Raw genomic sequence first — 13,492 nt, 5'->3', positions numbered from 1 at the left:
TGCGTAAGGACAAACGCACAGCAACTCCAGCGGGAACAGACGACACGGCAACCTGGTGGACGTTAGGTTCCCGGAGGGGCAACGGGAAGGGCCATTTGGGCAACGTTCGCCCAACCGAAACCTCGTGAGTACTTTCGGTCGCCAGAACGACCGAAAGTACTCACGAGGGGTGAGCGTCAGATCGCGCTGAGGATTCCCGCGCCCCAGCCCGGGCCGTCACGGTGGACCGCACGGTAGGCCAGGATGAAGTTCAGCAGCGCGGGATGCACCCACCTGCCACCGAACTCCTGACGGGTCAACGCGGCGATGCCCGCCGCACTCGGCGTGGCCGCGGAGGTTCCGAAGAACCGGCACGTACCAGGAGTAGTAGCCGGGCAGGTGCCCGACCCGAACGGGCCAACGCCACTGACCTGGACACCGTCGGACGCAGTCCACGTTGGCGCGACGGCACTGCGCTCACGCGGACCCGCGACACCCTTGCAGGGACCGGGCTTGCCGCGCGGGCACTGCGTGGTGGTGAGCACCTGGACCGGGCCGGCGGCGCTGTAAGCCTCCAGCGGCACGGTGTTCGGGTCCACCGACACGCTCGCGTTGGCCGCGCCCGCGCTCGTGGCGAAGCCGATGTAGTTGGAGTCCGGGTTCATCGAACCGGCCCGGTCGGGCGGGTCGATGGTCTGGACCCCGGCCGAGAGCGCGCGCCAGCGCAGGTCCAGCGTGGGCACCGACTTGGCCGACGAGGTCCCGGCGACGTCGACGACCAGGCGCGCGGCCTGGGCCGCGCCCGAGGTGTTCTCGTAGATGAACTGCTCGATGGTGTCACCGACGCCGTCGGCCTGCTTGGCCGTGCTCGACGCGAGGCAGGCGCCGGTCGAGTCGATCAGGTACAGGTTGAGGTCGGTGAAGCCACCCTGGCCCGCGGTCGGGAACACCGCGCGCGGCTCGCTCCACTGCAGCGTCGGCATGACCGTCGCGCCGGGCAGCAGGTTGAGGTTGTAGGTGTTGTCCGTGCCACGCAGGTTCACGGTGTGGTTCAACGGGCCCGGGCAGTTGGTGAACGAGCTCGCCTGGTCGTCCGGCGTGCGGCCGGTGCTGGCGGCCGGGACGCGTGGGGCGTGCCGGCCGCCCAGGTTGCCCGCGGACGAGCTGACCCAGATGCCCTTGCGGGCCAGGGCCTCCGCGGTCGAGGCGCCGATGCCCTGCTGGAACGCGGGCTCGTCGTCCAGCGCGATGTCCTCGGTGATCATCGTGACGCCCGCGTTGGCGAGGATGTGGAACGCGTCCACATAGTCCGCTGTGGTGTCGCGAGTGGACGCATAGGCCAGCTTGGCGCCCGGCGCGAGGTCGTGGACGATCTCCATCATCGCCGTGCCCTCGTCGTCGTCATAGTCGGCGGTGCGCAGCACCTGGACGTCCGCGGGCAGCTCGCCGCGGGCGATCGACTCGGCGAGGTGGTCGACGTCGCCGGAGATCGCGCCGACCTTCTGGCCCTTGCCGGTCAGGCCGCGCTGCTGGGCCTCGGCGGCCTTGTGCAGCGTGAGGCCCTCGGCCGCGTTCGGGCCGACGTCGACGGCCGGGCGCAGGCTCGGCCGCAGCGTGGCCACCCACGGCAGGGCCGCCACCGCGTCCAGTTTGTCGTAGGGCACGACCGCGCTGACCAGGCCCGCCACCGGCATGTCGGTGTCCGGCACGGCCGCGAACCCGGACGAGCTGGTGCCCACCTTCGCGCCCAGGGCACGCAGCTGGTTCTCCTCGGTCTGGCCGACCTGGTCCAGGCCGTAGACCTGGACGCCGATCCCGCCGGCCGGGTCGATGCTCAGCACGTCCGCGGCCAGGCTCTCGGCCCGCGCGGGAGCGAGCCTGCGGTCGGCGCCCAACGACTTGCCGATCTTGTCCGCCTGCTGTCTGAGCAGGGATGGGATCTTTGATCCGGTATCCACCGGCGCGGCCGACGCGGCGGGCGCGGCCATGACAGTGAGCATCGACGCCAGCAGGGCTACGCCGGCAAGCGCCGTACGAATACGTTTCGCCACTCTGTCCCTCCTCTGAGACCCCCTGAACGGGTGTCACTCTAAGAGGGGTGATCCGTTACGGATACGGCCATAAGGCGGGACCAGTCGATCCCTCGATCGGTCGATGATCACGGATTTAACTTCGCGATGGATACCTTGCCGCCATGGCCCGTGTGGCGCTCGTCGCCCTGCTTCTTGTGATCGGAGTGACGCTTGTGGGTGAAACCACGGCTCCCGTCGTTCTCCCTGGTCCTGGCCCGGTGACCGCCCCTCTGGGCCCGTTGCGGGCGCAGGGCCGGTACTTCGCCACCCCGGACGGCCACCCGGTGCTGCTGACCGGCTCGCACACCTGGCAGAACTTCCAGGACACCGGGTTCGCCGACCCGCCCTCGCCGTTCGACTACTCGGCGTACCTGGACCTGCTGCAGCGCAACAACCACAACTTCTTCCGGCTGTGGGTGTGGGAGCAGGCGCGGTACTCGGTCGAGATCTCCTCGGACGACTACTTCACCTCCCCGTCGCCGTATGCCCGGACTGGGCCTGGGACGGCGCTGGACGGCAAGCCCCGGTTCAATCTGGATCGATTCGACCAGGCCTACTTCGACCGCCTCAGCGACCGGGTGCGGCAGGCTTCGGCGCGCGGGATGTACGTGTCGGTGATGTTGTTCGACGGCTGGAGCATCGCCGGGGTCAAGGGCGAGCAGCACCACAACAACCCCTGGAAGGGGCACCCGTTCAACGCGGCGAACAACATCAACGGCGTGAACGGCGACCCGAACCGCAACGGCAGCGGCGAGGAGACCCAGACCCTGCAGAGCCCCACGGTCACCGCGCGTCAGGAGGCGTACGTCCAGAAGGTGATCGACACCCTCGCGGACGACGACAACGTGCTGTTCGAGATCTCCAACGAGGGGCCGCCGAACTCAGTGCAGTGGCAGTACCACATGATCTCGTACATCAAGTCGCACGATCGGCTGGCCCGCCCGGTCGGCATGACCTCGACCTACCCGGACGGCGACAACCAGGACCTCTGGGACTCGCCCGCCGACTGGATCTCCCCCAACGGCGACATCGACAACCCCCCGGTGACCTCCGGCGCCAAGGTCGTCCTGTCAGATACTGACCATCTGTGTGGCCTGTGCGGTGACCGTGAGTGGCCATGGAAGTCGTTCACCCGCGGCGAGAACCCCATCTACATGGACGCCTACGACGGCGCCTACGGCATCGGCGGCGACATCGACGACCCCAACGCCATCGCCATCCGCGCCAACCTCGGCTACGTCCGCAAATACGCCACCCGCATGAACCTCGCCGAAGCCACCCCCCAACCCGGCCTCAGCTCCACCAAGTTCTGCCTCGCCGCCCCCGACGAGTACCTCTTCTTCAGCCCCAGCAACACTTTCGTCATCCACATCGACCCCCGCGGCCTGACCGGCGAGTGGTTCGAACCCCGCACCGGCGAGACCGTGCCAGCCGACATCACCGGGGATCACGTGACTGCGCCATTCCGCGGCCCCGCGGTGCTCTACCTCAAGCGTTGATCAGTCCTCGCCGACGGCCAGGATCGTCACGACGATGTCGTTGCCGGAGCCGACGAACGCGTGGCTGAAGGTGTGGTGGGTGAGGGGGTTTGAGGCGACTGCGTCGGGCAGGCCGCGGTCGTCCCATTTCTCGGCGTGGGAGAAGTCGCAGTTGCTCCACCAGGTGGCGTCCGGACCCAGGGCACTCATCACCTCGGTGAGGACGGACGTGGCCTGCTGGGCGTCCCACGGGCCGACCGGGACGTGGTAGGCCAGGTCGAGGGTGCAGGTCGCGACCAGCAGCCCGAGCAGGCGATCTTGGGGCAGCTCAACGGGTCGCAAGATCCGCACGAGGTCGTCGAGGGTCTCGGGCAGCGGCCCGGCGCCATGGCGAGGGGCCGGGAACAGTCGTTGGTCGGCCGCGAACAACATGCGGTGCAACGGTTCGGCGATGGCTGAACCGGCATCGACGGACACCAGCAGCGCGACCGGGTCGTCGCCTGCTGGACACAGTGGACTCAGCAGTTCGCGAACGCGCTCAAGACTCATGCCGTGACGGTACCGGCATCACGAGATGCGGAGGCAGACAAGGGCCGTGTCGAGCGCGCGACCATCACAGGGTCGGTAACGCCGTTGTGTTTCCGGCCAGCGATTTCGCGTCGAACATCCACGGCGCGACGCTTCCGCTGGACGGCGGGCGAATGGCCGTCTGACGTTCACCAACAGTTCACCAACCGCTGTCCCGGACGCGCGTCAAACAGAGACACATCCATGGTGGACTGTCGTTGACGACGAAAGGGGAGGCGACCGCAGGTTGAAGCGGCGGCTGTCAATCGCTTTAGCAGTACTGTTACTGATCGCGGTGGTTGTGGTGGTCGTGATCGACCGGGACGATTCCACGCCCGCCGCATCTGGGGAGACACAACAGGTTCGTGGTGTCATCGGCTCGGAGAAGGTCGCCTTCTTCCGGGACCGGCGGGTGGTGGACGCGTTCGCGCGGCACGGGGTGCGGGTCGAGGTCGACTCGGCCGGGTCGCGCCAGATCGCCACCACCGTCGACCTGGCCAAGTACGACTTCGTGTTCCCGTCCAGCTCACCCGCTGCGCAGAAGATCCAGCGGGACCGCAAGATCACCACGGCGTACACGCCGTTCCAGTCACCGATGGCGGTGGCCACGTTCGAGCCGATCGTGAACCTGCTGAGCGCCAACGGTGTCGTCCGCCAGGGCGGGCTGGATGTCGGAAAGTACCTGGACCTGGCCAGAACCGGTGTCCGCTGGGACCAGCTGCCAGGAAACACCGTTTTCCCGGCCCGCAAGAACGTCCTGGTCACCACGACCGACCCGCGCGACTCGAACTCGGCCGCGATGTACCTGGCGATCACGTCGTTCGTGGCCAACGGGAACAACGTGGTGTCCACAGAGGACGCGGAGAACCGGTTGCTGCCGGAGCTGACCAAGCTGTTCCTGGACCAAGGGTACACCGAGGGCAGCACGGACGGCCCGTTCGGCGACTACCTGGCCACCGGGATGGGCAGGACGCCGATGGTGCTGATCTACGAGTCGCAGTACCTGGACCGGCTGATCCGCGGCGACGGTTCGATCCGGCCGGACATGCGGATGCTGTACCTGTCACCGACCGTGTACTCCAAGCACACGCTGGTTCCGTTGACGCCCAAGGGTGACCAAATAGGACAGTTGCTCACCACCGATCCCGAGCTGGCCAAGCTGGCCGCCACGTTCGGGTTCCGCACCAACGACCCGCGCACGTTCAACGAGGTCGTGGCCGAGCACAAGCTGCCCGTGCCCGCGGACCTGGTCGACGTGGTGGACCCGCCGACGTTCGAGACGCTGGAACGCCTGCTGGACGCGATCGGGAAGCAGTACCGATGAGCGATTTCACCCTCACCCCACCGGATCCGGTCGAACCGATCCCGGCGAACCGCGCGGCCGGGCTGATCACGCTCGCCGAGGACGTCCGGGCGGATATCGGCACGAAGGCGGACGAGTTCACCCGGCGCCTCACCGCGCTGGACCCGCGGTCGCCCGACTTCACCACCATGCTCGACGAGGTGCTCACGGTCGGTGCAGCGGACATGCGGATCGCCGCCAGCATCGCGGGAGCGTTGCTGGACAGGTCATCCGCCGCGTTGGCTGGTGCGCGCGGCGAGAAAGCCTCGCCCCAGCAAGAGATCGCCCTGAGCCTGGCCGAGTTACGCAAGACGGTCCGCGAGCTTGACCCGTCGAAACTGCCCATCACCGGCCGGAAACTGCTGCGGATCATCCCGGTCGCCAACGAGGCCAAGAAGCTCCTCGCCCGCTACCAGGCCGCGAACGAGCCGGTGAACGCGCTCGTCGTGCACCTCCGGATGCGCCAGGACCTGTTGCACCGCGACAACTCGGCCATCAAAGGCGAGCGGGAACGCCTGTGGCAGACGATGAACAAGCTCTCCGAGTCCTCGGCGTTCGCGGCCGCGGTCGACGAAGCGGTGGAGCGCCAGGCGAACATCCTCGACCTGGCCGACCCCGCGATGGCCAAGGCGTTGCGCAGTGACGTGCTGCACCCGATCCGCCAGCGCCAGCAGGACATCCTGACCCAGCTGGCCGTGTCCGCCCAGGGCTACCTCGCGCTGGACCTGTTGCGGCGGAACAACGACGAGCTGATCCGAGGCGTCGAACGAGCCGTCTCGACCACGGTGTCCGCCCTGCGGATCGCGTTGGTCATCAGTGGCGCGCTGGCGCATCAACGAGATGTGCTGGACGAGATCGACGCGCTGAGGTCCACAACGGACGGTCTCATCCGGTCCAACGCCGAGCTGCTCACGTTGCAGTCCGAGGACATCCGGCGGGCCGGCAGCGACCCCGCGGTCGGCGTGCGGACCATCCAGGCCTCGTTCGACCAGATCTTCCAGGCGATCGACGCCATCGACGAGTTCAAGGCGAGCGCGGTGCACAACATGGCGCTGACCGTGTCGTCGCTGTCCGGCGAACTGCGGCGCGCCGAGGACTACCTGCGCCGCTCCCACGCGACTGAGAGGGCCGGATGAAGAAGCTAGCCGTTCTCGTTGCCTGCCTTGCCCTTGCCGCCTGCGATTCGTCCACACCGGACAGCGACCCGGCCCAGCCGCTGGGCCCGCCGAAGCCCGGCACCCTGCGGATCCTGGCCGGCAGCGAACTGTCCGACATGCAGCCGATCCTGGACAAGGCCGCCGAGGCCACCGGGGTGAAGGTCCAGTTCACCTTCACCGGCACGCTGGAGGGCGCCGAGTCGCTGGCCAACGGGTCGGCCGCGGGCAAGTACGACGCCCTGTGGTTCTCGTCCAACCGGTACCCGCAGTCGTTGCCGGACGCGAACAAGAAGCTCGGCAACCAGGTCAAGATCATGTCGTCGCCGGTCGTCATGGGCGTGGCCCGATCCGTCGCGCAACGCCTTGGCTGGGCGGGAAAACCGGTCAGCTGGGGCCAGATCGCCGAAGCCGCCGGCAGCAAGTCCTTCAGCTACGGCATGACCGACCCATCGGCGTCCAACTCCGGCTTCTCCGCACTGGTCGGGGTCGCGTCTGCGCTGGCGGGTTCCGGCAACGCGATCACCGTGGACCAGATCGCGGCGGTCTCCCCCGCGCTCACCAAGTTCTTCAGCGCACAGGCGTTGTCGGCGGGCTCGTCGGGCTGGTTGTCGGACGCGTACGTGAAGCGGGCCGCCGATCCGGCGCAGAAGGTCGACGGTCTGATCAACTACGAGTCGGTGCTGCTTTCGATGAACGCGGCCGGAACGTTGCCCGAGCCGTTGTCGTTGATCTATCCGAGCGATGGTGTTGTCACCGCTGACTATCCGTTGACTCTGCTGACCGAAGCCAATGACGACGCCCGATCAGCCCATCAGCGGTTGAGCGACTACCTGCGAACTCCCGATGTGCAGAAGCAGATCATGGAGACCACCCGGCGGCGCCCTGCGGTCCCCGGAGTGCAGTTGTCGTCGCAGTTCGCCGTGCGCGACCTCATCGAACTGCCGTTCCCGGCCGGCCACGAGCCGATCGACGCCCTGCTTTCCGCCTACTTCAACAAGATCCGCCGCCCTTCGCGGACGCTGTACGTGCTCGACACGTCCGGCTCGATGGAGGGTGACCGGATCGACTCCCTGCGCACGGCGCTTGTCGCGTTGACCGGCGCGGACACCACTCTCGTCGGGAAATACCGTGGCTTCCGCAGCCGTGAGGAAGTGACCCTGTTGCCGTTCAGCAGCAAACCCGGCGCCCCGCAGACGTTCGCCGTGCCGGAGAACGGCGCTCAGGCCGAGCTGGACAAGATCAAATCGTTCGCCCAGGGACTGAACGCCAGCGGCGGCACGGCGATCTACGACAGTCTCACCCGCGCCTACCAGATCCTTGGCCAGGCCTCGGCGGACAAGTTCACCTCGATCGTGCTGATGACCGACGGCGAGAACCAGAACGGCTCGCCCATCGAGGCCTTCGAGGACACCTATCGCGGCCTGCCCGAAGCCGCGCGGCACATCCCGGTGTTCACCGTGTTGTTCGGCGAGGGCAGCCCCGACGAGATGAACCGGGTGGCGACCCTGACCAACGGCAAGGTCTTCGACGCCCGGAGCACCCCGTTGCAGAAGGTCTTCCAAGAGGTCCGCGGCTACCAATGAGATACCTCGGCTCCACCAAGAACCTGGCCGGCTCGGCGGCCGGCCTGCTGGGCATCGTGCTGTACCTGTTCGGTCTCCTCGGTTCTTACTGGCCCGTCGTGGTGATCGGCCTGTACGCGGCCGGAGCCCTGCTCGCCCCAGCCGACCGGATCCGCAAGACGACGCTCGAGGACATCGCCGAACTGCGCAAGGAACTCTTCGCGTCCACTGTGGACCGGCTACCGGCACAAGCCCAGGATCACGTCGCCAGGATCCGCGCCATCCTGACCGACATGCTCGACCGCCCGACCCAGCTGGCGGCCAGCGCCGACCTCCTGCACCGGGTCACCAGGCTGACCCGCGCCGACCTGCCAATGTCCCTGCGGAGCTACGAGAACCTGCCCCAGCACGACCAAAGAGCCGCCACGGAACTGCTCACCCAGCTGGAACTCCTGGAAACCGAGGCCCACCGAATCGCGGCCGCCTTCTACGCCAACGACCTGCAGAACCAGGCCGACCACACCCGTTACCTCCGCGAACGCGGCGAATAGCCGGGACTATCGAGTCGGCGTCACGATGCCGTACTCGTGGATCTTGCGGTACAGCGTCGCCCGGGACATGCCCAGCAGGCGGGCCGCCTTGATCTTGTTGCCGTCGGTGTCCTCGAGGCTGTGCACGATGGCGTCGCGTTCCAGTGACTCCAAGCGGTTCAACGGCCGCCGCGCCACCGCTCGGTACTCGGCCGGGAGATCGCTGGGCTGGATCGCCCCAACACGGCGGCGTTGAGCGACTGTTTTCAGAACCTGGCGCAGCTGCGGCACATTCCCCGGCCACGAGGCGCGCATGAGCAGGTGCATGGCCGCGGGCGAACACGTCAGCTGCGCGCTCAACTTGCTCAGCAGCAACGGAACCAGCTCGCTGAGGTCCTCAACGTGCCTGCGTAGCGGCGGGATGTGCACGGTCCGCGGGAACAAGGCCATCAGCTCGCCGAGATCCTCGGTGTCCGACGTCAAAGTGACCGCCACCCAAGGCGGTTTGGGCGCCTTGAGAACCTCCTCGAGAACGTCGATCAGATCCCGCCGCCCGTCCGGCGTCAACTGGTCGACGTGGCGAATCACAAGGGTGTCAACGGGATCGTCGATCAGTTCACGCCGGACATCGGCCGCGTCGATGCCATGTTCGACGTCGAGGGAATGCACCCGCCCAGTGGGGTTCCGCCGTTGGTGCACACACCGCGCCAGGGTGAACTTCCCAACGCCCTTCTCCCCCGCCAAAGCGAGCCATTCACCGCGCCCATAACCGGCGTCGACCTCATGACAGCACCGCAGCCAGATAGGCGCGGAACCAACAACACCCGGCAGGAACATCGGCAAGGTGGACACTGCCGCCGCGATGTCCTCGTCCTCGGACTCGATCAGCTTCACCCGCACGACGCTGCCCGCGACGTCCTCGCCGCGCGGCCCGGGAACGGCCCGGCACTGCATCCGCACCTTGCTGCCGGTCGGCAACGCCACCGTCGCCGACATCCGCCCGTCGGCCAGTGCCTGGGAAGCGTGCCCCAGCAACACGGACTGGTCCGCGGGATCCAGCAACCGCCGCGCCCGGTCGTTCATCATCACGACGTCGTCGTTGAACGCCAGCAGAATGCCGGTCGTCCGACGACAGGCCCTTAGGTACGCCTGGAACAACGCCAGCTCGCGCACATCGCTGTTGCCCAGCAACGCCTGGCGGATCTGTTCGGCGGTCGTGCGCGCGAGCGCCACCAACAGCTGGCCCGCGTCCTTGCGCCAGCAGGTGAGGTCGACCGCGCCGATGGTCTTGCCGGCGATCGGGTCGTGGATCGGCACGCCGGCGCAGGCGAGGTTCTCCAGGTTCTCCGCGTAGTGCTCATGCCCGAACACGTGCGTCGGCCGGCCGTCTTCCAGCGCTGTACCGATTCCGTTGGTCCCGACGAACTGCTCGCCATAGCTGAAACCGGGCGCCAGCTCCACGGCCTGCAGGTGCCGGTGCAGGTCCGGGTCGCCGGTGCGCTGGGTGAGCACGACCCCGTTCCGGTCGGTCAGGATGAGGCTGATCGGCTGCCCGTCGAGCTGCTCGCCGAGCCGGGCGAGCACCGGCTCGGCGGCGCGGATCAGCGGCGTGTCGAGGTCCGTGTCGGTGACGTACGGCAGGTTGATCCGGTCCGCGGGCACGCTGCTGTGCTGGGATCTGCGCCAGGAGGCCAGGATCGAGTCCCGTACCTCCTCGGGCTTCACCGGCTCCGAGGTGAGGAACCGGACCCGGGTACGGGCAAGCCCATGCTCGTCCGCCGGCACTGGCCGTGCGGTCGGCGGTCGCCGCGCCAGCCGTGTCTCTTCCACGTGGACCTCCATACCCGCGCGATGAACACCCTCGGTCACCGGGAGCGGGTGCGCCTCAGGACACAGAGTAAGCCCGGGGGCCGCCGCCATGTGTCTCAAATTGAGACAGCCACCCGCGCCGAACAGGCGTGTCATGAGGTGATGGCCGAGGAAACGTACAACCCGTGGACCGTCGTCAACGTCGTGTTCCGCCATCTCGCCGACCAGGGGCTGCACCCCACTCTCGGCGACAACGGCCATCCAGGTGAACCGGCCGCGGCCTTGCTCAGGGCGCTGGGCATCGAACCCCGCGCCGAAGGCGACATCCGCCAGTCACAGAACATCAAGGAGCACCTCGCACAGCTGCGCGAAACGATGCTCGACGAGTCCTGACTGTCTCATATTGAGACCCGCGCCCAATCCCAACGCAGCTGTAATCGGAAACCGACGGGTAAGGGATCGACGTCCTCCCTTGGCGGGAGCCGAGGGATTCCAACCCACAACCACCACTCAGACAGCGGAGGCAGCGAGTTGAGGTTCACGGTTCACGGCCTCGCCCAGTGGCTGGAAGGCTCCCCGCGCTGTCACCGCACGCCTGGCGGCGATATTCCTGGCCGCGTTCACATCGGCATGGCAGGTGAACCCACAGGCCGTACATCGGAATTCCGCTTGGCTCTTGCGGTTCTCCGATGCGATGTGCGCGCAGGCCGAACACTGCAACGACGTGAACGCCGCCTTCACTTTCTCCACACGCCCTGGAGCCTTGTGCTCCAGGCGAGCCACCAGCAAACCCCAACCGTTCGCGAGGATGCCCCGGTTGAGCCCCGCCTTCTGCCGGACACGACGGCCGGGTCGGCCAACGGTGCCCCGGGCAGAACGGGTCATTGCACGAATTCGAAGCTCCTCCACCTTGACGAGATCGAACCGGCGGGCCAGGTCGGTGGAGGTCTTCTCCACCCAGTCCTTGCGCCTGTCCGTCCTGCGTGCAATGAGTCGGGCTATCGCCTGCCTCACGCGGTCGCCCCGATTCGACCCGTAGCTCCGTCGAGCGAACCTACGGCGCAGCCGGCGCAAACGTTGCTGTTCTCCGGTCGTAAGGCCGGGTACGCACAGCAGTTGCCCATCCGACAACGCAGCCGACACGACAACACCCCTATCGACCCCGATCACGCGCAGTGCTCCAGCAGAGCGACTTCCTGATCGGGCGTCGGCGACAACCGGTAGCGAGACACGAACCCAAGCTAGCAACCCACACCGACAAAACCGGGCATGCCGTGCCCGGCTAGCAGAACCAGTTCCGTCCGCAATATCTGAAGGCGGGGATCATCGCCGAACGGAGGATCAATGAGCCGCCAAAGTGTGGCGAGAGCACACCAGAAGATCCAGGAACTGTCCTGGGAACCGGCATACCACCAGCCCGTGTCGCACTACGGGACCGACTACACCTTCCGCAAGGCCAAGAAGAAGGACCCGCTCAAGCAGGTCCTGCGTTCCTACTTCCCGATGCAGGAAGAGAAGGACCACCGCGTGTACGGCGCCGAGGACGGCGCGATCCGCGGCAACATGTTCCGCCAGGTCCAGGAGCGGTGGCTGGAGTGGCAGAAGCTGTTCCTGAGCATCATCCCGCTGCCGGAGATCTCCGCGGCGCGGGCGATGCCGCTGTTGTTCCGCACGGTGCCCAACCCCGAGCTGCACAACGGCCAGGCGATCCAGATGATCGACGAGGTGCGGCACTCGACGATCCAGCAGAACCTCAAACGCCTATACATGAACAACTACATCGACCCGGCGGGCTTCAACTCGAGCCTGCGCAACTTCCAGAACGACTACTGCGGCACGATCGGCCGTCAGTTCGCCGAGGGCTTCATCACCGGTGACGCGATCACCGCGGCGAGCATCTACCTGACCATCGTGGCCGAGACCGCGTTCACCAACACGCTGTTCGTCGCGATGCCCGCCGAGGCCGCGGCCAACGGCGACTACCTGCTGCCCACGGTGTTCCACTCGGTGCAGTCCGACGAGTCCCGGCACATCAGCAACGGCTACGCCACACTGCTGATGGCGCTGTCCGACGAGTCCAACCACCAGCTGCTGGAACGCGACCTGCGCTACGCGTGGTGGAACAACCACCGCGTGGTCGATGCGGCCATCGGCACCTTCATCGAGTACGGCACGAAGGACCGCCGCAAGGACCGCGAGAGCTACGCGGAGATGTGGCGCCGGTGGATCTACGACGACTACTACCGCAGTTACCTTGTCCCGCTGGAGCGCTACGGTCTGGTCATCCCGCACGACCTGATCGAGGAGGCGTGGAACCAGATCTGGAACAAGGGCTACGTGCACGAGGTGGCCCAGTTCTTCGCCACCGGGTGGCTGGCCAACTACTGGCGCATCGACCCGATGACGGACAAGGACTTCGAGTGGTTCGAGTACAAGTACCCGGGCTGGTACGACCGGTACGGCAAGTGGTGGGAGAACTACAACCGCCTGTCCGTCCCCAATGGACACCACCCGATCGTGGCCGAGAACGTCGACTACGTGTACCCGCACCGCTGCTGGACCTGCATGGTGCCGTGCCTGGTCCGCGAGGACATGGTCGTGGACAAAGTGGACGGTCAGTGGCGGACCTACTGCCACGAGGCCTGCCGGTGGACCGACGCCGAGGCGTTCCGGCCGACCTTCCAGGGCCGCAACACGCCCAACATGGGCCAGCTGATCGGTGCCCGTGAGTGGGAGACGCTGTACCACGGCTGGAACTGGGCCGATGTCGTGTCCGACATGGGTTTCGTGCGCGACGACGGCAAGACCATGGTCGCGCAGCCGCACCTGGACCTGGACCCGAAGAAGATGTGGACGCTGGACCACCTGCGCCGCATGCCCGAGGTGCAGAGCCCGAACGTGCTGCTCAACCAGATGACCGACGAGCAGCGTGCGGCGTTCGTCGCCGACTACAACCGCCAGGGCCCAGCCGGCCGACCTGCTCCGCAGAGCTAACA

The 13,492-nt window shown here is 67.0% G+C and carries 11 protein-coding genes; 7 read left to right on the top strand and 4 right to left on the bottom strand.

Annotated features, from left to right (window positions below):
• Positions 1-176: 176 nt before the first annotated feature.
• On the bottom strand, positions 177-2,030 hold the full coding sequence (locus tag AB0J95_RS48450) for a S8 family serine peptidase (RefSeq protein WP_364773267.1): 1,854 nt from the start codon (positions 2,028-2,030) through the stop codon (positions 177-179).
• 239 nt (positions 2,031-2,269) lie between these two features.
• Between AB0J95_RS48450 and AB0J95_RS48445 the strand changes: the two genes are divergently transcribed.
• Positions 2,270-3,550 carry a DUF6298 domain-containing protein gene (locus tag AB0J95_RS48445; RefSeq protein WP_364773265.1) on the top strand — a complete coding sequence of 427 codons (1,281 nt, stop codon included), beginning with the start codon at positions 2,270-2,272 and terminating at the stop codon, positions 3,548-3,550.
• Here the strand turns inward: AB0J95_RS48445 and AB0J95_RS48440 are convergent, their stop codons facing one another.
• Positions 3,551-4,078 carry a hypothetical protein gene (locus tag AB0J95_RS48440; RefSeq protein WP_364773263.1) on the bottom strand — a complete coding sequence of 176 codons (528 nt, stop codon included), beginning with the start codon at positions 4,076-4,078 and terminating at the stop codon, positions 3,551-3,553.
• Positions 4,079-4,343: 265 nt separating this feature from the next.
• On the opposite strand from AB0J95_RS48440, the gene AB0J95_RS48435 reads away from it, so the two are divergent.
• Genes AB0J95_RS48435 through AB0J95_RS48420 form a run of 4 tightly spaced genes read left to right on the top strand, consistent with a single transcriptional unit; the run spans position 4,344 to position 8,708 of the window.
• On the top strand, positions 4,344-5,420 hold the full coding sequence (locus AB0J95_RS48435) for a hypothetical protein (protein WP_364773262.1): 1,077 nt from the start codon (positions 4,344-4,346) through the stop codon (positions 5,418-5,420).
• Positions 5,417-6,574 (top strand): toxic anion resistance protein, encoded by a 1,158-nt coding sequence (locus AB0J95_RS48430; protein WP_364773261.1) that lies wholly within the window; start codon positions 5,417-5,419, stop codon positions 6,572-6,574. The genes AB0J95_RS48435 and AB0J95_RS48430 overlap by 4 nt, the downstream gene beginning before the upstream one ends.
• Positions 6,571-8,178 (top strand): VWA domain-containing protein, encoded by a 1,608-nt coding sequence (locus tag AB0J95_RS48425; RefSeq protein ID WP_364773260.1) that lies wholly within the window; start codon positions 6,571-6,573, stop codon positions 8,176-8,178. The genes AB0J95_RS48430 and AB0J95_RS48425 overlap by 4 nt, the downstream gene beginning before the upstream one ends.
• Complete coding sequence (locus tag AB0J95_RS48420; RefSeq protein WP_364773259.1) at positions 8,175-8,708, top strand: hypothetical protein; 534 nt, start codon at positions 8,175-8,177, stop codon at positions 8,706-8,708. The genes AB0J95_RS48425 and AB0J95_RS48420 overlap by 4 nt, the downstream gene beginning before the upstream one ends.
• Before the next feature lie 6 nt (positions 8,709-8,714).
• On the opposite strand, the gene AB0J95_RS48415 is transcribed toward AB0J95_RS48420, so the two are convergent.
• Positions 8,715-10,517 (bottom strand): helix-turn-helix domain-containing protein, encoded by a 1,803-nt coding sequence (locus AB0J95_RS48415; protein ID WP_364773258.1) that lies wholly within the window; start codon positions 10,515-10,517, stop codon positions 8,715-8,717.
• Between the two features lie 141 nt (positions 10,518-10,658).
• Here AB0J95_RS48415 and AB0J95_RS48410 point away from each other — a divergent pair, with 141 nt between their 5' ends.
• A complete protein-coding gene (locus tag AB0J95_RS48410; RefSeq protein WP_364773257.1) occupies positions 10,659-10,889 on the top strand; it encodes a hypothetical protein in 231 nt (76 codons plus the stop codon).
• 117 nt (positions 10,890-11,006) lie between these two features.
• On the opposite strand, the gene AB0J95_RS48405 is transcribed toward AB0J95_RS48410, so the two are convergent.
• Positions 11,007-11,666, bottom strand: coding sequence for a transposase (locus AB0J95_RS48405; RefSeq protein WP_364773255.1), 660 nt, complete (start codon positions 11,664-11,666; stop codon positions 11,007-11,009).
• A gap of 174 nt (positions 11,667-11,840) precedes the next feature.
• Between AB0J95_RS48405 and AB0J95_RS48400 the strand changes: the two genes are divergently transcribed.
• The gene (locus AB0J95_RS48400) at positions 11,841-13,490 is read left to right on the top strand and encodes a methane monooxygenase (RefSeq protein ID WP_364773254.1); all 1,650 of its coding nucleotides are present in this window, start codon (positions 11,841-11,843) and stop codon (positions 13,488-13,490) included.
• Positions 13,491-13,492 lie beyond the last annotated feature (2 nt).

The sequence above is a fragment of the Actinocrispum sp. NPDC049592 genome (genome assembly GCF_040675465.1).
Classification (GTDB): Bacteria; Actinomycetota; Actinomycetes; order Mycobacteriales; family Pseudonocardiaceae; genus Kibdelosporangium.
The sequence above is the reverse complement of the archived record's forward strand: the minus strand, read 5'-3'. Positions and strand labels throughout refer to the sequence as shown.